Genomic DNA, 19,468 nt, shown 5'->3' on the forward strand with positions numbered 1-19,468 from the left:
GAGGTTTTTTCATGTCATCATTTCATGCAACAACCATCTTTGCCGTTCAGCATAAAGGAAAAAGTGCAATGGCTGGCGACGGTCAAGTCACTTTCGGGCAGGCTGTCGTGATGAAACACACAGCAAAAAAAGTGCGCCGTCTTTTCGGAGGCAAGGTGCTTGCGGGTTTTGCAGGTTCAGTAGCAGATGCTTTTACACTCTTTGAAAAGTTTGAAACAAAGCTTGAAGAATATGGTGGTAACCTAAAGCGGGCAGCCGTAGAACTAGCGAAGGAATGGCGAAGTGACAAGATGCTAAGGCAGCTTGAGGCTATGCTCATTGTCATGAATAAAGAAAGCATTCTGCTCGTCTCTGGAACTGGAGAGGTCATTGAACCAGATGATGGGATTTTGGCCATTGGCTCAGGCGGCAACTATGCGCTTAGCGCCGGGAGAGCACTCAAAACCCATGCAGGTGATCATCTCTCAGCGAGAGAAATTGCAAAGGCCGCTCTTGAAACGGCCGGAGAAATCTGTGTCTACACGAACGATCAAATCACTTTAGAAGAGCTTGAATAGAAAGGACATGAGACGTATGGAGAAAAAGCCGTTCACCCCAAGAGAGATAGTTGAAAAGCTTGATCAATACATCATTGGTCAGCTTGATGCGAAAAAAGCAGTGGCGGTGGCTTTAAGAAACCGTTACAGAAGAAGTCTTTTGCATGATAAGCTAAAGGATGAAGTCGTTCCTAAAAACATTTTAATGATCGGTCCAACAGGTGTGGGGAAAACAGAAATTGCCCGCAGAATTGCTCGAATTTCTGGTGCGCCTTTTATTAAAGTGGAAGCGACGAAATTTACTGAAGTGGGTTATGTCGGCCGTGACGTAGAGTCCATGGTGAGAGATTTAGTTGAAACAGCGATTAGACTCGTCAAAGAAGAAAAGATGAAAGATGTTCAAGAGGAAGCAGAAAAACAAGCAAATAAACGTCTTGTTCATTTACTTGTTCCTGGCAAGAAAAAAAGCCAGTCTGTGAAAAATCCGTTTGAGATGCTGTTTGGCGGTTCTGATGAAGATGACCGTGATCGAGATCATTCAAATGAAGAAGTGGAACTCGAATCGACAAGAAAGCGAATCGCTCATCAGCTGGCGATGGGAGAACTTGAAGATTATTACGTTACGATTGAAGTAGAAGAACAGCAGCCTTCCATGTTTGATATGCTTCAAGGCTCGGGTATGGAGCAAATGGGTATGAACATGCAGGATGCGCTCGGCAATCTCATGCCTAAAAAGAAAAAACGCAGAAAGCTGACTGTCAGAGAAGCAAGAAAGGCGTTAACGGCTGAGGAAGCTTCAAAACTGATTGATATGGATGAAGTCAGTCAGGAAGCGGTCTACAAAGCAGAGCAGCAAGGAATTATTTTTATCGATGAAATCGACAAAATCGCCAAAAGCGGTGGTGCATCATCTGCAGATGTTTCTCGTGAAGGGGTTCAGCGTGATATTTTACCGATTGTAGAAGGTTCAACTGTGATGACGAAATATGGTGCCGTTAAAACTGATCATGTGCTGTTTGTTGCAGCAGGTGCATTTCATATGGCAAAGCCATCAGATTTAATTCCAGAGCTTCAGGGACGCTTCCCAATCCGTGTAGAATTAGATAAATTAAGTATAGAAGACTTTGTGAAAATCTTAACGGAACCAGATAATGCATTATTAAAGCAATATAAAGCTTTACTTGAAACAGAAGGTATATCTCTTGAATTTTCTGACGATGCTATTCATAAGATTGCCGAAGTGGCTTATCATGTCAATCAGGAGACGGATAACATCGGTGCAAGAAGGCTTCATACCATACTTGAGAAGCTGCTTGAAGAGCTTTCATTTGAGGCGCCTGATATTACGATGGAGACAGTGACCATTACACCTCAGTATGTCGAAGAGAAGCTAGGAAAGATTGCAAATAACAAAGATTTAAGTCAATTTATACTTTAACAAATGAATAAAGTAATCTAGGAGGATCATTATTATGGCGTTACTACAAAAAACAAGGATTATTAACTCAATGCTGCAAGATGCAGCGGGGAAACCAGTTAATTTCAAAGAAATGGCAGAAACACTGAGAGATGTCATTGATTCAAACATTTTCGTATTAAGCAGAAGGGGAAAGCTTCTTGGCTACTCCATTAATCAACAGATCGAAAATGCACGTATGAAAAAAATGCTTGAAGATCGTCAGTTCCCTGAAGAATATACAAAGAGTCTATTCAATGTCCCTGAAACGTCTTCAAACCTTGACATTAACAGTGAATATACAGCTTTCCCGATTGAAAACCGGGACTTATTCCAATCAGGTTTAACAACAATTGTTCCAATTATCGGTGGAGGAGATCGTTTAGGTACGTTAATCCTGTCCCGCTTACAAGATACATTCACAGATGATGATTTAATTCTTGCTGAATACGGGGCAACAGTTGTTGGAATGGAGATTCTTCGCGAGAAAGCAGAGGAAATCGAAGAAGAAGCAAGAAGTAAAGCGGTTGTTCAAATGGCGATTAGCTCTCTTTCCTACAGTGAGCTTGAAGCGATTGAGCACATTTTTGAAGAGCTGGATGGAAACGAAGGTCTTCTCGTTGCAAGTAAAATTGCAGACCGTGTAGGGATCACGCGCTCAGTGATCGTAAACGCCTTACGTAAGTTAGAAAGTGCAGGCGTCATTGAATCTCGTTCTCTTGGAATGAAGGGAACGTACATCAAAGTGTTAAACAACAAATTTTTAATTGAACTCGAAAATTTAAAATCTCATTAATCAAAAACCCTTTTTGGCCGAAATAAATGCTGAAAAGGGTTTTTTTATGTGAAAAAATGAGGATTTGTCCGAAAAATGTCACTCTTTTTTCCAAGAAACCCCTTACAAATCTGTAGTGCTTTGAATCTAGGCCTTTATACCTATTCGTAAAATAGATATATATTACGAGTTTTTTTTACATATACATCATAGACTTTAATCCTATTATTTCTTACAATGAACATATGGTTTTACAAATCTCGACATGATTAAATGGAATGAAATACATATGATTGGAGGTATATGGTTTTGGATATATTTTCTGGAACGATAAGCAACCTTGAGAATGCCTTGGGCAGAGCGAATGTTAAGCAAAAAGTCATAAGCAATAATATCGCAAATATAGACACACCGAACTACAAGTCGAAAAACGTCGCATTCCATGACATGCTAAATGATGCGTCAATCAAATTAGATGCTAAAAAAACATACCAAGGTCACATTGATTTTTCAAAAACAGGGTCTAATTATTCAGTTGTTTCGAGCAACCGTACTTCTTATCAAGAAAACGGAAATAATGTCGATATTGATCAAGAGATGAGTGAACTCGCTAAAAACCAAATTCAGTATAATGCGCTGGTGGAAAGAATGAGCGGGAAATTCAATTCTCTTAAAACAGTTTTGACAGGAGGTAAGTGATGTCGATTTTTTCAGGAGTGAACGCTTCGGCCTCAGCATTAACGGCACAGAGGCTCAGAATGGACGTTGTATCCTCAAACCTTGCAAATATGGATACAACAAGAGCTAAACAGGTTGATGGCAACTGGGAGCCTTATAGACGTAAGCTTGTCACATTACAGCCGTCAGGTGAATCGTTTTCATCTATATTGAACTCAAGTATGAATTCGAGCGGCAAATTAGGAAACGGCGTCAAAGTAACAAAGATTACTGAAGACGAAACTCCATTCAACCTTCAATATGATCCTACAAATCCCGATGCCAATGAAAATGGATATGTTCAAACACCAAATGTCGATCCATTAAAAGAAATGGTCGACCTCATCAGCAGCTCAAGATCATATGAAGCAAACGTGACTGCTCTAAATGCGAATAAAAGCATGCTGATGAAAGCTTTAGAAATAGGAAAGTAAGGTGAAAATAATTGGTTAATGCAATATCTCCTTTCCAGCTTCAAACTGCTCAGCAAGCAAGTGAATTGACGAATGCAACGCCCGTTCAGGCGGCTGCACCTAAAAGTCAAACGAATTTCTCTGATGTGCTGAAGAATTCCATTGAGGCATTAAATCAATCACAGCTGAAATCAGACCAGTATACAAATGCGCTTGCACAAGGAAAAGATGTCAATCTCGATGAAGTCATGATTGCCTCGCAAAAAGCGAGTGTTACACTCACAGCTGCAACAGAGTTTCGAAATAAAGCAGTCGAAGCGTACCAAGAGATTATGAGAATGCAGATGTAGGAGGTGCTGGTGGACAAAAAAAGACTGAATGGAATGACCGGGGGTTAAGATGAATCGTACTTTAATGCAATTAAGAACAAAAACAGTTGAGTTTTGGCGAAATCGATCAAAATTACAAAAAATACTCATGATTGGCGGCGTTGCTGCCCTAGCAATCATTATTACGGTTGTTAGCATCTTTGCTTCTTCTGAAAAAATGGTTCCGCTCTTTAGAGACTTGTCTGAGGCAGAAGCTGGACAAATCAAACAGGAACTAGATGGCAAAAACGTTAAATCGGAACTTGCAAACAATGGAACAACGATTCTCGTTCCAGAAAAGCAAGCAGATTCTTTAAAAGTAACACTCGCATCTGAAGGGCTCCCTAAGACAGGCAACATTGATTATTCCTTCTTTGCAAACAATTCAGGCTTCGGTTTAACAGATAATGAATTTGATGTTCTGAAAGTAGACGCAACTCAGACAGAACTATCCAATCTGATCAACACGATTGATGGGATTAAAGATTCAAAAGTGATGATTAACCTGCCAAAAGATTCCGTTTTTGTTGGAGAAGAGCAAAGTAATGCATCAGCATCCATTGTGCTGCAAGTTGAGCCAGGCTACACGCTCACACCGCAGCAAGTAAAAGGCCTTTATCATCTTATTTCAAAAAGTGTGCCGAATTTAAAAACAGAAAACATTGTCATTATGGACCAAGATTCCAACTACTACGACTTAAACACCAGCTCCGATTCCTATGCAAGTGGAATGGATGCACAGCAGCAGAAAAAAGAGGAAATCGAAAAGAATCTTCAAAGAAAAATTCAGCAGCTGCTTGGAACAATGATGGGTCAAGATAAAGTGGCTGTATCGGTCACAACAGACATTGATTTTACTGAAGAAAAAAGAAAAGAAGACCTTGTAGAACCTGTTGATAAAGAAAACATGCAGGGAATTGCTGTCAGCGCTGAAAAGATTGCTGAAACTTATTCAGGTAATGGCGCAGCAGCTGGAGGCACCGCTGGAACAGGTGACGATGATGTCACAAATTATCAAGGTGCCGATGGAGCGAATGGAAGCGGAGATTACGAAAAGAGCGAAGATCGTATCAATTATGAAGTCAACCGCATTCATAAAGATATCAAAGAAAGTCCTTATAAAATCAGAGATGTTGGCATTCAAGCATTGGTCGAACCACCAACTGCAAACGATGTAAACTCTTTAACGGCTGAAAGACAAGATGATATCAAAAAGATTCTTTCAACGATCATTAGCACATCGATTGATAAAGAATACACAAATGGTCAAGCGCTCACTCAAGCAGACTTAGATAACAAAATCGTTTTATCTGTATCAAAATTAGACGGTAAACAGCAAACTGCGGCAGATAACCCTTCAAACAATATTCCAATCTGGGTTTATATTGTAGGCGGTGTGCTCCTACTTGCAATTATCGCTCTTATCATTCTTCTTGTACGCAAGCGTAGAAGAGATGAAGAAGAAGAGTTTGAGTTTGATGAACGTACACCAATCGATGTTCCTGATATCGACACTGAACCAGAAACAGAAGAAATGGTGAGAAAAAATCAGCTTGAAAAAATGGCAAAAGAAAAACCAGAAGACTTTGCTAAATTGCTACGCAGCTGGCTGTCCGAGGATTAGGAGGAATACACATGTCGAGAAAAGATCCAAATCGACTAACAGGCAGACAAAAAGCAGCAATCCTAATGATTTCCTTAGGGCTAGACGTGTCAGCATCTGTATACAAACATCTGTCTGAAGACGAAATAGAAAAATTAACATTAGAAATTTCCAATGTACGAAGTGTAGATACTGCTAAAAAAGATGAAGTCATCGAAGAGTTTCACAGCATTGCCATCGCGCAGGACTACATATCGCAGGGCGGTCTTATGTACGCAAGACAAGTGCTTGAAAAAGCGCTTGGTGAGGATAAAGCGGACAGCATCTTAAACAGGCTGACATCCTCTCTTCAAGTGAAACCATTTGATTTTGCTCGAAAGGCTGAGCCAGAACAAATTTTAAACTTTATCCAGCATGAGCATCCACAAACGATTGCACTTATCCTTTCCTATCTGGATCCAGTGCAGGCTGGGCAAATTTTATCTGAGTTAGGCGAGGAAGTACAAACTGAGGTTGCGAGACGTATTGCCTTAATGGACCGCACATCTCCAGAGATCATCAATGAGGTGGAACGTATTCTTGAACAAAAGCTTTCTTCAACCTTTACGCAGGACTATACGCAAACGGGCGGAGTCGAAGCGGTTGTAGAAGTGCTAAATGGTGTAGACCGTGCTACTGAGAAGACCATTTTAGACACACTTGAAATTCAAGATCCAGAGCTTGCGGATGAAATTAAGAAACGTATGTTTGTCTTTGAAGATATTGTCACTCTTGACAGCAGAGCGATTCAGCGCGTTATCAGAGATGTTGAAAATGATGACTTATTGCTCGCACTCAAAGTGGCAAGCGAAGAGGTCAAAGAAATTGTCTTCCGCAACATGTCACAGCGGATGGTCGAAACATTCAAAGAAGAAATGGAGTTTATGGGGCCTGTCCGGCTTAGAGATGTCGAGGAAGCACAAACCCGTATTGTCAGCATCGTAAGACGACTTGAGGAAGCTGGAGAAATCGTCATAGCTCGAGGCGGAGGAGACGATATCATTGTCTAGGATTATCAAACATGAAACATCTGTTATTCCTGAACAAGGACGGCAAACGATTCCTTTACAGCAAGTAAACTTTAAAAGAGAACATCACGAAGAAGAGCTTGTCAATGAAACCGAAGCATCGCAGCTAGTACTTAGTGATGCAGAAGATCAAGCGAGCCGCATATTAGAACAAGCGAACAGTGAACTGGAAAAAACAATGGCTGAAATCAATCAGCGCCGGACTGATTTTGAAGAAGAAAGAATGCAGCTCATTGAAGAAGCGAAACAAGCAGGTTATCAAGACGGCTTCCAAAAGGGCGAAGCAGATGCGAATTTGCAGTACCAAGCTACTCTTGATCAAGCAAATGACATCGTTCGTCTTGCAAGGCAGGACTACGAAGAAAAAATTGAAAGCTCTGCTGAGCAAATTGTGGAACTCGCTTTTGAACTCGCCAAACGCGTTTGGAATGCAGCTGAGGACACGAAAGATCAATTTTTGGCTCTTGTGAAGCAGGTCATTTCAGAAGTGAAAGAATATGATGATATTTCCATCTATGTTGACCCTGAACATTACGAGCATGTGATGGAATATAAAGACGAATTGATTAGAATCCTTCAAAAGGATACACACCTTGCCATTTACTCGGATGAAAAAGCACCAAAAGGAACTTGTTACGTAGAAACAAGTTTTGGAAAAGTGGAAGCGAGTGTTGATACCCAAATGAATCAGTTGAAAGAAAAACTATTAGAAGTCATTGATTCAGGTGATCACAAATGAAAATGGATGTACTAAAAGAAACGATTGAAACCGCTGATCCTTATAAACGATTTGGTAAAGTCAATCGAGTGGTTGGGCTGATGATTGAATCTAAGGGGCCGGAGAGTTCGATCGGTGATGTATGTCTCATTCATAAAAAAGGGAGCAAGCACCATCCGATAAAAGCAGAGGTCGTAGGGTTTAGAGATGAAAACATTCTGCTCATGCCTTATGTAGAAGCATCCAATATTTCACCAGGAAGTCTTGTTGAAGCGACGGGTGAGTCGCTGAAGGTCAAAGTAGGGACTGGATTAATTGGTGAAGTCGTTGATGCCTTCGGTGATCCACTTGATGGCAGTATGCTTCCAAAAGGACTTGCACCTGTTTCGACAGATCAGTCACCCCCAAATCCGATGGACAGACCGCCTATTCGAGAAAAGATGGGTGTCGGTGTTAGAGTCATTGACAGTCTGCTCACAGTTGGCACTGGTCAAAGGATCGGGATTTTTGCCGGAAGCGGTGTTGGAAAAAGTACCTTAATGGGGATGATTGCAAAGCAGACAGAAGCAGACCTGAATGTCATTGCCCTTGTTGGAGAGCGTGGCCGTGAAGTTCGTGAGTTTATTGAAAAGGATTTAGGTGCCGAAGGACTGAAGCGATCCATTGTTGTCGTTGCAACTTCTGACCAGCCTGCACTGACAAGACTGAAAGCTGCGTATACAGCAACAGCCATTGCGGAGTATTTCAGGGACAGAGGCAAAAATGTCATGTTCATGATGGATTCTGTTACAAGGGTCGCCATGGCGCAAAGGGAAATAGGACTCGCAACTGGCGAGCCGCCAACAACAAAAGGATATACACCTTCAGTGTTCGCTATACTGCCAAAATTGCTCGAACGAACTGGTACAAATCAGCTTGGTTCCATCACAGCGTTTTACACAGTGCTTGTTGATGGGGACGATATGAATGAGCCGATCGCTGATACAGTGAGGGGGATCCTTGACGGGCACATTGTACTTGATCGTGCTTTAGCCAACAAAGGACAATTTCCCGCTGTTAACATTCTGAAAAGTATCAGCCGTGTCATGAGTAATATCGCAAGTCATGATCACAAGGAGGCGGCTAACCGGTTCCGCCAGCTTTTATCCACTTATCAAAACGCTGAAGATCTCATTAATATTGGAGCATATAAAAAAGGCTCCTCCAAAGATATTGATGAAGCCATGCAGGCTTACCCTCACCTGATTTCATTTTTGAAACAGGATGTAGAAGAGGCTGTATCTATTGAAGACAGTGTGAGTTTATTGCTCAGTTTGATGAATAGAGAGGATTGACAAAAACAGTGAGATATCAATACAAATTTCAAAAGCTCTTAGAACTGAAAGAAAGTGAAAAAGACAAGTCACTCGCAGCATACCAACAATCCGTTTCGGCATTTGAGCAAGTTGCTGAAAAACTCTATGAAAATATGAGTAAAAAAGAGCTAATGGAAAAAAGCAAAGAAGAAAAGCTGAGAAGCGGAATGAGTGTTCAAGAAATGCGTCATTACCAGCAATTTGTGACCAACTTAGATAACACCATCCAGCATTATCAGCAGCTTGTGATCATGAAACGCCATCAAATGAATGAAAAACAATCTGATTTAACTGAAAAAAACATTGAGTTTAAAAAGTTTGAAAAAATGAAAGAAAAGCAATTTGAAAAGTTCTCCCTTGAACATAAGGCAATTGAAATGAAAGAAATGGATGATATCTCTATCAGCCAATTCATGTTTCAAGGACATTAGGAGTCGAGATGAATGCCTAAGAAGGAAAAAACGAAGGAATCAGGCGGCGGGAAATTTCAATGGATCTTGTTTATTGTCATCATCCCATTGATTGTGCTTGTGATTGTCACTGGCACGATCCTTTATATGGCAGGTTTTGATCTAAAAAAACCGCTCCAAAACATTCCGGGGATTAGCAGCTTAGTTGGTTCAGATGACACCTCAAAAACGTCATCTTCACCTAATGATCAAAGCGATGCAGAGTTGAAAGAACTGAAAAAGACCATTAAAGAGCAAAAGAATGAGCTCGAAATTGCACAAAAAGATTTGAAAACAAGTGATGAAGAGATTAAAAGACTGAATCAAAAAATCAATTCACTTGAAAAAACATCTGAAAATGATGCAAAGAATACGTCTGCCAATGACAGTTCATCGAATAACAGCTCATCAAATAACACGTCAGATAATAACTCAGCAGGGACCTCCTCTGATGCAGCGGCATCCTCTAATCAGCAGACAAAAGGAAAGGTCGCCAGCATTTATGAAAGCATGGACCCAGGGAAATCCGCCAAAATTTTATCAGAATTAAGTGATAAAGAGGCGTTAAAAATCCTTGAAGAGCTGAGCAAAAATAAACTGACAGACATATTAGCAAAACTGACACCTCAGAAGGCAGCAACGTTTACAAAAGAGCTTGCCAAAAAAGAAGAAAGTGAAAATGGGGGTGGACAATAAGTGAAGCTATTGGATATTGGAGCCTTACAGCAATCTTCTCAAGGTCTTTCAGGGCTAAAAGGAGACAGCGCTGCATCTGCACGAGGTTTGTTTAAACAATTGCTTAGCGGAGCAGGCGCTCAAAGCGGTCCTGTTCATGCTGAGACAGCCGCTGCTGCCTCTCTTTCTATCAATGATGCGATGCAAATTGTTGAAAAATGGATGCAATCACCTGAAGAAGGAATGAGCGCAGACCTACTAAGTGCGCTTCAAACACTACAAGGTCAAACGCTTGAATCATCTGATCTCAAATCACTTGAAGAATTATTTCAAAAAATGGAATCTTCCATTTACGGTGATCAAGCGGAAAAGCCAGGTTCTGAACATAGTGAACAGCTCATACAAGTCCACTTCTTCATCTATCAATTGCTCAATCAACAGCCGCTCAGCTTTGATGCGAAACTTGTGCAGGATATTGAAGGAAAAGGTCAAGACTTTATCCACTTTCTTTCGAAAAACGGGGTAGATGAAAAACTCATTCAGCAAGTAAAAGAGCAGTTCTTCTCGCAGGGATCAACGCCAAAGCTGAATTCGATGACTCAAAGTGAGCTAAAGCACTTTAATCAGTTAATCGACCATATGATGGCGAATGCGAAAGGGTCTGACAAAGAGTGGAAAATTTCACTTGGAGAGTTGAAAGAACTAATCTCTCCAAAACAAGAATCTACACTCTCTTCTCCGGTAAAAGGGAATGCATCTCTTGAGTGGCTCATCAAAAAAGAAGTCGTTAAAGGACAAAGCGCTGCTGCACCAGCTTCTGAAAAAATAATGACCCATACACTTTTGCCAGGTCATAAGCAGTTTTTCCAACTGCAGTCAGCGGCTCCTGTTCAGCAGACACAAACGACTGATGAGAAGCCGGGAACAGTTGATCAGCAAATTCTAAACACGTGGAAGCAAATGAAATTCACGCCGTTTGGCAATTCAAGCGGACGCTTTACCGTTCGATTAAATCCAGAAAATCTTGGATTCATTACCATTCAGCTAACGAAGCAAAACGGTATGTATGCTAGTAAAATTACAGCCTCGACGCAAGCAGCGAAAGAGCTGTTAGAGCATCATCTGCCGCAGCTCAAGCAGGCGCTTCCGAATATGTCGGTTCAAGTGGACCGTTTCCATATACCGCTTCAATCAAATGAGCAGCCGTTATTTGGACAGTTTAGTGAAGAAAACAAGCAGCAGCAGCCAAAAGGACAGAATTTCCAGCAGACTGATGAACAGGAAGCAGAATTTCAAGATGTACTGGACGCTCTTGTTAGGTCAGATGAAGAAGAGGAGGAGATCTAATGGCAACAGTTGATGCTACGAATAGAACAGCCGCACAAGCAGACACTTCTTCAAAAGCAGAAAAGAAAACAGATACGCTTGGCAAAGATCAATTCTTGAAAATTTTGCTCACGCAGCTTCAAAACCAAGATCCGACAAATCCGCTTGATGACCGTGAGTTTGTCACGCAGCTTGCGACATTTTCATCTTTAGAACAGCAAACCAATATGAACGATTCGATCACCAAGCTGAATCAGCTCATGTCTACATTTGTTGCACACCAAGATCCGTTTACGACGTATGTAGGCTGGATTGGTAAAGAAGTATCGGGCAAATTGGATGATAAAGAGATATCGGGCACTGTGAAGTCTGTTAAAAACATAGACAATGAATACTTACTTGTTTTAGAAGATGGAACGAAAATCAGCCCTTGGGATGTTACAGCAGTTGGAGAAAAAACGAAGTAATTCGAGGAGGAAAATAAATGTTACGCTCACTTTACTCAGGAATTAGCGGGATGAAAAACTTCCAAACAAAATTAGATGTGGTAGCCAACAACGTAGCCAACGTCAATACACACGGATACAAAAAAAGCCGTATCACATTTAAAGATATGGTCAGCCAAACCATTTCAAGCTCAGGTGGACCGACGAACAACTCTGGTTCAATAAACTCAAAACAAGTTGGTTTAGGATCATCTTTATCTTCTATTGATAAAATCATGAAACCAGGCTCTTCTCAAAATACAGACGAACCATATGATTTCTATATTAATGGAGATGGATTTTTCCGTATTCAAAAGCAAGGTGAAATCCTATTTACAAGAACAGGGAACTTCAAACCTGATTCAAATGGGGATTTGGCAACACCTGATGGAAACTATCTACTTGGCATGGATGGGCAAAGAATCAACATTCCAAGCGACAATGTGTCAAGTGTCAGTGTTGGGCCGGATGGGACAGTTTCTGTTGTTGAGAACAACGTTTCTCGTACTGTTGGGCAAATATCACTTGTGTCATTCAGTAATGCAGGAGGATTAGATAAGATTGGGGATAACCTATACCGCCAAACGCTCAGTTCCGGTGCGCCAAGTAATGCCATCGCTCCTGGAAGTCAAGGAACAGGTGAACTTCAAACAGGGAAACTTGAAATGTCAAACGTTGATTTAACAGACGAGTTTACCGAAATGATTATCGCGCAGCGTGGATTCCAATCGAATGCAAAGACGATCACAACATCTGATGAAATTCTGCAAGAGCTTGTGAATCTGAAACGATAGGAGGTAGGGGGAGCGGATGCTCGCTTCTCTGCTTAATATGATTGAAGTGACAAGATTAAATGGCAAAGGATTTATGCTGAACGCTCTCCATATCGAGCAAATCGAAAGTTTTCCAGACACGACCATTACTTTGGCCAATGGAAAGAAATTCGTTGTGAAAGAAGATGAAGAGCAGCTTCAAGAGAAAATCATTTCTTTCTACAGAAAAATCCAAGTCATTTCATTGAATCAAGGAATAGAGGAGTTTGAATGAAGAAGAAATTAGTCGTAGTAATGCTAATCATGATTATTGCCATCGTCGGAATTGGAGCAGGCATCTTTTTTCTGCTGAATGGGTCAGACGAAGCAAAAGCCGAAAAAGAGCCAACAGCAGATGAAGTTGTAAAAGCTTCTGTTGAAATTCCTGAGATCATCACCAATTTAAAGTCTGAAGGAAATGCTGTCAAACTTGTCCTAAATATTGAAACGGACTCTGAAAAAGCAAAATCAGAGCTTGAAAAAAGAAGTTTCCAAGTAAAAGATGCTGTCATCGACATTTTATCAGACACGAATGCAGATGAACTTGATGGCAAAAAAGGCAGAGAACATTTTAAAACACAAGTCAAAAACAAAGTGAATAACTATTTGCAAGATGGCAAGGTGAAAGAAGTATATATAACCTCCTTTAATCTGCAATAGAGGCGATTAATTAACGCGATGGAGGTGAAGAAATGTCAGGAGAAGTGCTTTCCCAGAATGAGATCGACGCATTATTATCCGCCATCTCAACAGGCGAAATGGATGCAGAAGAGCTGAAAAAAGAGGAAACGACGAAAAAAGTGAAGGTGTATGACTTTAAACGTGCACTGCGCTTTTCAAAAGACCAGATTCGAAGTTTAACAAGGATTCACGATAACTTCGCTAGACTGCTCACCACGCATTTTTCAGCGCAGCTAAGATCATATATTCAAATTACTGTCAGCTCGGTTGACCAAGTACCATACGAAGAATTTATTCGTTCGATTCCTAATATGACATTATTAAACTTATTTTATGTCAGCCCGCTTGAAGGAAGAATCATGCTTGAAGTAAACCCAACAATCGGCTATGCGATGATGGACAGGCTGATGGGCGGGATTGGCATTAGTCATAATAAGACAGAATCACTTACAGAAATTGAAACAAAGATTATCTCAAACATGTTTGAGGGAGCTTTGGAAAATTACAGAGAAGCGTGGCAGTCCATAACCGACATCGAGCCTGAAATGGCAGATTTCGAGGTAAATCCCCAGTTTGTTCAAATGGTGTCACCAAACGAAACAGTTGTCGTCATTTCTCTTAATACACAAATTGGCGAGGTAAGCGGGGTTATTAACCTATGTATTCCTCACGTTGTATTAGAGCCTATTATTCCGAAGCTGTCTGTACACTACTGGATGCAGTCTGAACGAAATGAACCAAAACAGCAAGAAACAAAGGCCATTGAAAAACGGATTATGAAGGCAAAAATACCGGTAGTCGCAGAGCTGGGACAATCGGAAATGACGGTGGAAGAGTTTTTGAATTTGGAAATTGGTGATTGTATTGCCTTGGACAAACCAGTAAATGCGCCTCTTACTGTTATGGTCGGAAATAAACCGAAATTCTTGGGACAGGCCGGCCGCGTGAATCGGAAACAGGCGATTCAAATTCTAGATCACGACATAAGAGGTGAAGAAGATGGAGAATAACGGAAGTAAATTATCACAAGACGAAATCGATGCGCTCCTTAAAGGAGGCAGCAATGACGATATAGAGCCTGATACAATCCTTTCTGCAATGGAGCAAGATGCCATTGGAGAAATCGGAAATATTTCATTTGGCAGCTCTGCAACAGCACTTTCAACCCTATTAAATCAAAAAGTGGAGATTACAACTCCAACTGTTACAGTGATTCAAAAAAGTATGCTGAATGAGGAATTTCCTCATCCGTATGTCGCTATTGAAGTGAATTATACGGAAGGTTTCAGCGCAAGTAACCTGCTTGTCGTCCAGCAAACAGATGCAGCAGTTATTGCGGACTTAATGATGGGCGGAGACGGGACAAATGCTGACCCTTCTTTAAGTGAGATTCACTTAAGTGCAGTACAAGAAGCAATGAACCAAATGATGGGTTCTGCTGCGACATCCATGTCGACTGTCTTTAATAAAAAGATTGATATTTCTCCGCCGCGCGTCGAATTACTTGATGTGAAAGAAGGAGAAGGGACAGACCGCATTCCAGCTGAAGAAATGCTTGTCAAAGTATCCTTCAGATTAAAAATAGGTGAACTCATCGATTCAAATATTATGCAGCTTTATCCTATTACATTTGCGAAGGATTTAATTGCAGAATTAACAGATCCTGCGCAAGAAGAAGAGCCGGTTCAAGAAGAAGTGAGTGCACCTGAACCTCAGCCGGTAGCTCCGCAAACGCAGTCTGCCCCAGCGCAGCAAGCAGCACCGCCGAAAAGACAGGCGAAGCCAAAGCCGGCAGCACCTGTAAATGTGGCGCCGGTTGAATTTGAATCGTTCAGTGAGCCTCAGCATACAACAAGCCAGCTTGGAAACCTTGATATGCTGATGGACATTCCGCTTTCCATTACGGTGGAACTTGGAAGAACTCAGCGCAGTGTGAAAGAAGTTCTTGAGCTTTCAGCTGGAAGTATCATTGAACTGGACAAACTTGCTGGTGAGCCAGTAGACATTCTAGTGAACAAACGAATCGTCGCCAAAGGGGAAGTCGTTGTCATTGATGAGAACTTTGGTGTTCGTGTGACTGATATTTTAAGTCAGTCAGAAAGACTTTCTAATTTAAAATAAACAAACATATAGGGAGAGAATAAGTAAATGGCTACTAAGGTATTAATCGTAGATGATGCAGCATTCATGAGAATGATGATCAAGGATATTCTTGTAAAAAACGGATTTGATGTAGTAGGAGAAGCAGAAAACGGCGCACAAGCAGTTGAAAAATACAAAGAAACATCTCCTGATCTTGTCACAATGGATATCACCATGCCAGAAATGGACGGAATCACTGCACTAAAAGAAATTAAACAAATCGATGCTTCTGCAAAAATCATCATGTGTTCTGCTATGGGACAGCAGTCAATGGTTATTGACGCGATCCAAGCAGGTGCAAAAGACTTTATCGTGAAGCCATTCCAGGCAGACCGCGTACTTGAAGCAATTAATAAAACGTTAGGCTAAAAAAGGGTGTAAGATTTGTTGAAAAAACGTTTGATATGTATAGCAATGATCAGTTTTATGCTTTTCTTGACGATGCAGCCTGCCTCACTGTTTGCCGAAACGAAAGATCCTGAGAATGGCACAGTGAATGACTGGCTCAAAGGTGAGAAAGAAAGCAAAAAGGATACAGAGAAGAAAACCACTGACAATCAAACGAATCCGGCAGAAGAAGTTCCCTCTTCTTCTGTCTCCATTATGGATTTTGTCAAAATGATTGGTGCCTTACTTTTTGTCATCCTGCTTATTTATGGATTGGTGAGATTTGTTGGTAAGCAAAACCGCTTACTCAAACCATTTCGATATGTTGAAAATATTGGCGGAACGACAGTCGGACAAAACCGTTCAGTCCAGCTGATCAAAGTGGGCAAAAGAGTATTAGTTGTCGGCGTAGCAGACTCAATCCAGCTGCTAAAAGAGATTGATGATGAACAAGAATGTGAAGCAATCGTGAAACAATATGAAGAAGCGATGGAAAGCAAAACCGATTTACCAAAAATGGTTCAAAAATTCACATCGCAGATAAAGAAACATGATCAGACGACCACTTCTTCTTTTTCAGCCAATTTAAAGGCGCAGCTAGCCGAATTGAAAAAGACCCAATCAGAAGTCAGAAAGAAAGGCCCGAAACAAAATGAATGAGTTTATCGATTTATTTAATTCCAGCGGTGCAGGAAATATCAGCACATCTGTCCGTCTTCTTTTACTTTTAACTGTATTTTCGGTTGCACCGGGCATTCTCATTTTGATGACGTGTTTTACACGGATTGTGATTGTTCTTTCATTCGTCAGAACATCGCTTGCAACCAACTCAATGCCGCCAAACCAAGTGCTTGTTGGACTTGCTTTGTTTCTCACATTTTTTATCATGGCACCCACGTTCTCACAGATTAATAAAGAGGCGCTGACGCCGCTTTTAAATGATGACATCACGTTAAATCAGGCGTATGAAAAAGCCGAAGTGCCTATTAAAGAGTTTATGAGTAAACATACGAGACAGAAAGATTTGGCTTTATTTCTTAATTACGCAAAAATGGATAAACCTGAATCGATTAAAGATATTCCGTTAACGACGATGGTTCCCGCTTTTGCCATTTCAGAATTAAAGACGGCATTCCAAATTGGTTTCATGATTTTTATTCCATTTTTAATTATTGACATGGTGGTCGCAAGTGTTCTGATGTCAATGGGGATGATGATGCTTCCGCCGGTTATGATATCGCTCCCTTTCAAAATATTGTTATTTGTTTTAGTCGATGGATGGTATTTGATAGTGAAATCTTTGCTGCAAAGCTTTTAGAGTAGGTGCTTAAAACATGAGTTCAGAATTTGTCATTACGATGGCTGAAAGATCAGTGTATGTAGTATTGCTTGTGAGTGGGCCGCTTCTAGCGCTCGCACTTATTGTGGGACTGATTGTCAGTGTGTTTCAGGCGACAACCCAAATTCAAGAACAGACGCTTGCGTTTATTCCTAAGATTGTTGCTGTACTCATTGGGCTTGTTGTGTTTGGTCCATGGATGCTTTCAACAATCGTGTCCTTTACGACAGAGCTGTTCTCCAATTTAGATCGATTTGCAGGTTAACAAGCGATGTCAATCATAGAATTATTCCCTGCTTTTCTTTTAGTTTTTATTCGGATCACCGCTTTTTTTGTGACAGTACCGCTTTTAGCGCATAGAACGATCCCAGCTGTACACAGAGTTGGATTCTCACTGTTTTTAGCTGTCATTAGTTTTAGCACCATAAAAGAACCGCCAGCACTCGACATAGACGGTCTTTATATGATGCTAGCGGTGAAAGAAGCAATGGTCGGTCTGCTGCTTGGGCTGATTGCATACATCATGGTGTCCGCTGTTCAAATTGCCGGCTCATTCATTGATTTTCAAATGGGTTTTGCGATTGCCAATATTATTGATCCGCAAACAGGGGCTCAGACACCGCTGATGGGACAGTTTTTTTATACGGTCACATTGCTGTTGATGCTGGCAACTAACGCACATCACTTGCTGCTTGATGGAATCTATTACAGCTTTCAATACATTGCAGTTGATCAATACGCGCTGAATTTCGGCAGTGAATCCTTTGCTTACTTTATCGCAAAGAGCTTCAACCAAATGTTTATCATCGCCTTTCAAATCTCGGCACCTGTCGTGGCAAGTCTGTTTTTAGTCGATTTGGCGCTGGGGATTGTGGCACGTACAGTTCCGCAAATGAACGTATTTGTGGTTGGACTTCCTATTAAAATGGGTGTGAGTTTTATTATGATCATCATCTGTATGGGCGTCATCTTCGGTGTTGTCCAAAATACATTTGAAACGATTGTACTCACCATGAGGAATTTCTTAGCATTGGTCGGTGGTTCGTCATGATGACAAGGCTTAGACTAGACTTGCAATTTTTCGCAGGTGAAAAAACAGAAAAAGCAACGCCGAAAAAAAGGCGGGATTCACGTAAAAAAGGACAGGTTGCCAAAAGTACCGACGTCAATACAGCCATCTCATTTCTATTAATCTTTTTATCATTCTTTTTTATTGGGCCTTTTATGAAAGAGCGGATTATCGCGCTCATAGAACGTTTTTATTCAACAACCATGCTAATGAAAGTTAGCACATCTAATATTCATCAATTATTCTTGGAATTGCTTCAGGAAACAGGGCTCCTCCTCATGCCAATCCTTGGTGTTGGCATGCTGGCGGGGATTATCAGTAACTATTTACAAGTCGGCTTTCTCTTTTCAGCAGAAGTGATCAAACCGAAATTAGAAAAGCTTGACCCAATCAAAGGATTTAAACGGATATACAGTATTCGAGCCCTCGTAGAGCTATTAAAATCGATTTTAAAAATTGGCTTTGTTGGCTTTGCGACATTTATTGCTCTTTGGATGCACTTTGACGAAATTCTACGGCTTCCTTTATTAACAGCAGAGGAAACCCTTCATTTCGTTGCAAATATGACCTTAATTATGGGGCTGTATGCTGCTGGTGCTCTTTTGATTTTGGCAGGGCTTGATTATATGTATCAGAAATTTGATTATGAAAAAAACTTGAGGATGTCCAAACAAGACATCAAAGATGAGTATAAAAAATCAGAGGGTGACCCGCTCATCAAATCAAAGATTAAACAGCGTCAGCGGGAAATGGCCATGAGACGGATGATGCAGGAAGTCCCAAAAGCGGACGTCATCATTACAAACCCAACCCACTATGCCATTGCTTTAAAGTATGATGAAGAAAAAATGGACGCGCCCTATGTTGTGGCGAAGGGAACGGATATTTTGGCTTTGAAAATTAGAACGATTGCGAAAGAACATGATGTCATGACTGTAGAGAACCGCCCGCTTGCCCGCGCGCTCTATGATCAGGTCGACATCGACCAAGCGGTGCCGGAAGAATACTTTAAGGCCATCGCAGAAATTTTAGCTTACGTCTATAAAACGAAACAAAAGATTTTATGAATTTTTGGTTTTAAAAGGAGAGAACAGG

Annotated in this window: 25 protein-coding genes; all 25 read left to right on the top strand. The window is 41.0% G+C overall.

Going from position 1 to position 19,468, the window contains the following annotated elements:
* Window positions 1-11: 11 nt before the first annotated feature.
* The 25 genes from hslV (at window position 12) to flhB (ending at window position 19,440) form a co-directional block, all read left to right on the top strand.
* The gene (gene hslV, locus MHB67_RS07755; protein WP_024424181.1) at window positions 12-557 is read left to right on the top strand and encodes an ATP-dependent protease subunit HslV; all 546 of its coding nucleotides are present in this window, start codon (window positions 12-14) and stop codon (window positions 555-557) included.
* Window positions 558-573: 16 nt separating this feature from the next.
* Window positions 574-1,974, top strand: coding sequence for an HslU--HslV peptidase ATPase subunit (hslU, locus tag MHB67_RS07760; RefSeq protein ID WP_213404799.1), 1,401 nt, complete (start codon window positions 574-576; stop codon window positions 1,972-1,974).
* 34 nt (window positions 1,975-2,008) lie between these two features.
* The gene (codY, locus tag MHB67_RS07765) at window positions 2,009-2,788 is read left to right on the top strand and encodes a GTP-sensing pleiotropic transcriptional regulator CodY (protein WP_007499612.1); all 780 of its coding nucleotides are present in this window, start codon (window positions 2,009-2,011) and stop codon (window positions 2,786-2,788) included.
* 288 nt (window positions 2,789-3,076) lie between these two features.
* A complete protein-coding gene (gene flgB / locus MHB67_RS07770) occupies window positions 3,077-3,466 on the top strand; it encodes a flagellar basal body rod protein FlgB (RefSeq protein ID WP_012009952.1) in 390 nt (129 codons plus the stop codon).
* Window positions 3,466-3,918: a flagellar basal body rod protein FlgC gene (flgC, locus tag MHB67_RS07775; protein WP_024424179.1), complete on the top strand. Its 453-nt coding sequence runs from the start codon at window positions 3,466-3,468 to the stop codon at window positions 3,916-3,918. The genes flgB and flgC overlap by 1 nt, the downstream gene beginning before the upstream one ends.
* Window positions 3,919-3,929: 11 nt before the next feature.
* On the top strand, window positions 3,930-4,247 hold the full coding sequence (gene fliE / locus MHB67_RS07780) for a flagellar hook-basal body complex protein FliE (protein WP_024424178.1): 318 nt from the start codon (window positions 3,930-3,932) through the stop codon (window positions 4,245-4,247).
* 49 nt (window positions 4,248-4,296) lie between these two features.
* Window positions 4,297-5,889: a flagellar basal-body MS-ring/collar protein FliF gene (fliF, locus tag MHB67_RS07785; protein ID WP_024424177.1), complete on the top strand. Its 1,593-nt coding sequence runs from the start codon at window positions 4,297-4,299 to the stop codon at window positions 5,887-5,889.
* Between the two features lie 11 nt (window positions 5,890-5,900).
* Complete coding sequence (gene fliG, locus MHB67_RS07790; protein ID WP_024424176.1) at window positions 5,901-6,917, top strand: flagellar motor switch protein FliG; 1,017 nt, start codon at window positions 5,901-5,903, stop codon at window positions 6,915-6,917.
* The gene (fliH, locus tag MHB67_RS07795; RefSeq protein WP_208945818.1) at window positions 6,910-7,674 is read left to right on the top strand and encodes a flagellar assembly protein FliH; all 765 of its coding nucleotides are present in this window, start codon (window positions 6,910-6,912) and stop codon (window positions 7,672-7,674) included. Before fliG ends, fliH begins: the two co-directional genes overlap by 8 nt.
* Window positions 7,671-8,987, top strand: coding sequence for a flagellar protein export ATPase FliI (gene fliI, locus MHB67_RS07800; protein WP_024424174.1), 1,317 nt, complete (start codon window positions 7,671-7,673; stop codon window positions 8,985-8,987). Before fliH ends, fliI begins: the two co-directional genes overlap by 4 nt.
* An 8-nt stretch (window positions 8,988-8,995) precedes the next feature.
* Entirely contained in the window at window positions 8,996-9,439 is a 444-nt protein-coding gene (gene fliJ, locus MHB67_RS07805) for a flagellar export protein FliJ (protein ID WP_024424173.1), read from the top strand.
* A 12-nt stretch (window positions 9,440-9,451) separates the two neighbouring features.
* Window positions 9,452-10,153, top strand: a complete 702-nt coding sequence (locus MHB67_RS07810) for a MotE family protein (protein WP_216100370.1) — start codon at window positions 9,452-9,454, stop codon at window positions 10,151-10,153.
* The gene (locus tag MHB67_RS07815) at window positions 10,154-11,479 is read left to right on the top strand and encodes a flagellar hook-length control protein FliK (protein WP_234107786.1); all 1,326 of its coding nucleotides are present in this window, start codon (window positions 10,154-10,156) and stop codon (window positions 11,477-11,479) included. It abuts the gene before it with no gap.
* Window positions 11,479-11,925 carry a flagellar hook assembly protein FlgD gene (gene flgD / locus MHB67_RS07820; protein ID WP_024426978.1) on the top strand — a complete coding sequence of 149 codons (447 nt, stop codon included), beginning with the start codon at window positions 11,479-11,481 and terminating at the stop codon, window positions 11,923-11,925. Before MHB67_RS07815 ends, flgD begins: the two co-directional genes overlap by 1 nt.
* 17 nt (window positions 11,926-11,942) lie before the next feature.
* Window positions 11,943-12,737 carry a flagellar basal body rod protein FlgG gene (gene flgG, locus MHB67_RS07825; protein ID WP_073205183.1) on the top strand — a complete coding sequence of 265 codons (795 nt, stop codon included), beginning with the start codon at window positions 11,943-11,945 and terminating at the stop codon, window positions 12,735-12,737.
* 37 nt (window positions 12,738-12,774) lie between these two features.
* Window positions 12,775-12,990: a flagellar FlbD family protein gene (locus tag MHB67_RS07830; RefSeq protein ID WP_008344794.1), complete on the top strand. Its 216-nt coding sequence runs from the start codon at window positions 12,775-12,777 to the stop codon at window positions 12,988-12,990.
* Window positions 12,987-13,415: a flagellar basal body-associated protein FliL gene (gene fliL, locus MHB67_RS07835; RefSeq protein WP_024424168.1), complete on the top strand. Its 429-nt coding sequence runs from the start codon at window positions 12,987-12,989 to the stop codon at window positions 13,413-13,415. The genes MHB67_RS07830 and fliL overlap by 4 nt, the downstream gene beginning before the upstream one ends.
* Before the next feature lie 32 nt (window positions 13,416-13,447).
* On the top strand, window positions 13,448-14,446 hold the full coding sequence (gene fliM, locus MHB67_RS07840) for a flagellar motor switch protein FliM (RefSeq protein WP_024424167.1): 999 nt from the start codon (window positions 13,448-13,450) through the stop codon (window positions 14,444-14,446).
* Window positions 14,436-15,557 carry a flagellar motor switch phosphatase FliY gene (gene fliY / locus MHB67_RS07845; protein ID WP_044330634.1) on the top strand — a complete coding sequence of 374 codons (1,122 nt, stop codon included), beginning with the start codon at window positions 14,436-14,438 and terminating at the stop codon, window positions 15,555-15,557. Before fliM ends, fliY begins: the two co-directional genes overlap by 11 nt.
* Before the next feature lie 27 nt (window positions 15,558-15,584).
* Window positions 15,585-15,947, top strand: coding sequence for a response regulator (locus MHB67_RS07850; protein WP_007499584.1), 363 nt, complete (start codon window positions 15,585-15,587; stop codon window positions 15,945-15,947).
* Window positions 15,948-16,004: 57 nt separating this feature from the next.
* Window positions 16,005-16,625 (top strand): flagella biosynthesis regulatory protein FliZ, encoded by a 621-nt coding sequence (gene fliZ / locus MHB67_RS07855; protein WP_234107918.1) that lies wholly within the window; start codon window positions 16,005-16,007, stop codon window positions 16,623-16,625.
* Entirely contained in the window at window positions 16,618-17,283 is a 666-nt protein-coding gene (gene fliP / locus MHB67_RS07860; RefSeq protein ID WP_024424164.1) for a flagellar type III secretion system pore protein FliP, read from the top strand. The genes fliZ and fliP overlap by 8 nt, the downstream gene beginning before the upstream one ends.
* A gap of 16 nt (window positions 17,284-17,299) precedes the next feature.
* A complete protein-coding gene (gene fliQ / locus MHB67_RS07865; RefSeq protein ID WP_003211206.1) occupies window positions 17,300-17,569 on the top strand; it encodes a flagellar biosynthesis protein FliQ in 270 nt (89 codons plus the stop codon).
* Between the two features lie 6 nt (window positions 17,570-17,575).
* Window positions 17,576-18,355 carry a flagellar biosynthetic protein FliR gene (gene fliR, locus MHB67_RS07870; RefSeq protein ID WP_024426982.1) on the top strand — a complete coding sequence of 260 codons (780 nt, stop codon included), beginning with the start codon at window positions 17,576-17,578 and terminating at the stop codon, window positions 18,353-18,355.
* Window positions 18,352-19,440 carry a flagellar biosynthesis protein FlhB gene (gene flhB / locus MHB67_RS07875; RefSeq protein ID WP_034623630.1) on the top strand — a complete coding sequence of 363 codons (1,089 nt, stop codon included), beginning with the start codon at window positions 18,352-18,354 and terminating at the stop codon, window positions 19,438-19,440. Before fliR ends, flhB begins: the two co-directional genes overlap by 4 nt.
* Window positions 19,441-19,468: the final 28 nt, after the last annotated feature.

It is taken from the genome of Bacillus sp. FSL H8-0516, from assembly GCF_038635285.1.
Taxonomy (GTDB): Bacteria; Bacillota; Bacilli; order Bacillales; family Bacillaceae; genus Bacillus; species Bacillus safensis.

Excerpts from the sequence above, each read along its gene's own strand:
- MHB67_RS07850 (WP_007499584.1), top strand. The coding sequence starts at position 15,585 with ATGGCTACTAAGGTATTAATCGTAGATGATGCAGCATTCATGAGAATG.
- codY (WP_007499612.1), top strand. The coding sequence starts at position 2,009 with ATGGCGTTACTACAAAAAACAAGGATTATTAACTCAATGCTGCAAGAT.
- hslV (WP_024424181.1), top strand. The coding sequence starts at position 12 with ATGTCATCATTTCATGCAACAACCATCTTTGCCGTTCAGCATAAAGGA.
- flgC (WP_024424179.1), top strand. The coding sequence starts at position 3,466 with ATGTCGATTTTTTCAGGAGTGAACGCTTCGGCCTCAGCATTAACGGCA.
- fliP (WP_024424164.1), top strand. The coding sequence starts at position 16,618 with ATGAATGAGTTTATCGATTTATTTAATTCCAGCGGTGCAGGAAATATC.
- fliZ (WP_234107918.1), top strand. The coding sequence starts at position 16,005 with ATGCTTTTCTTGACGATGCAGCCTGCCTCACTGTTTGCCGAAACGAAA.
- fliR (WP_024426982.1), top strand. The coding sequence starts at position 17,576 with ATGTCAATCATAGAATTATTCCCTGCTTTTCTTTTAGTTTTTATTCGG.
- hslU (WP_213404799.1), top strand. The coding sequence starts at position 574 with ATGGAGAAAAAGCCGTTCACCCCAAGAGAGATAGTTGAAAAGCTTGAT.
- fliM (WP_024424167.1), top strand. The coding sequence starts at position 13,448 with ATGTCAGGAGAAGTGCTTTCCCAGAATGAGATCGACGCATTATTATCC.
- fliF (WP_024424177.1), top strand. The coding sequence starts at position 4,297 with ATGAATCGTACTTTAATGCAATTAAGAACAAAAACAGTTGAGTTTTGG.
- fliL (WP_024424168.1), top strand. The coding sequence starts at position 12,987 with ATGAAGAAGAAATTAGTCGTAGTAATGCTAATCATGATTATTGCCATC.
- MHB67_RS07830 (WP_008344794.1), top strand. The coding sequence starts at position 12,775 with ATGATTGAAGTGACAAGATTAAATGGCAAAGGATTTATGCTGAACGCT.
- fliQ (WP_003211206.1), top strand. The coding sequence starts at position 17,300 with ATGAGTTCAGAATTTGTCATTACGATGGCTGAAAGATCAGTGTATGTA.
- fliI (WP_024424174.1), top strand. The coding sequence starts at position 7,671 with ATGAAAATGGATGTACTAAAAGAAACGATTGAAACCGCTGATCCTTAT.
- fliY (WP_044330634.1), top strand. The coding sequence starts at position 14,436 with ATGGAGAATAACGGAAGTAAATTATCACAAGACGAAATCGATGCGCTC.
- MHB67_RS07810 (WP_216100370.1), top strand. The coding sequence starts at position 9,452 with ATGCCTAAGAAGGAAAAAACGAAGGAATCAGGCGGCGGGAAATTTCAA.
- fliG (WP_024424176.1), top strand. The coding sequence starts at position 5,901 with ATGTCGAGAAAAGATCCAAATCGACTAACAGGCAGACAAAAAGCAGCA.
- flgG (WP_073205183.1), top strand. The coding sequence starts at position 11,943 with ATGTTACGCTCACTTTACTCAGGAATTAGCGGGATGAAAAACTTCCAA.
- flgD (WP_024426978.1), top strand. The coding sequence starts at position 11,479 with ATGGCAACAGTTGATGCTACGAATAGAACAGCCGCACAAGCAGACACT.
- flhB (WP_034623630.1), top strand. The coding sequence starts at position 18,352 with ATGATGACAAGGCTTAGACTAGACTTGCAATTTTTCGCAGGTGAAAAA.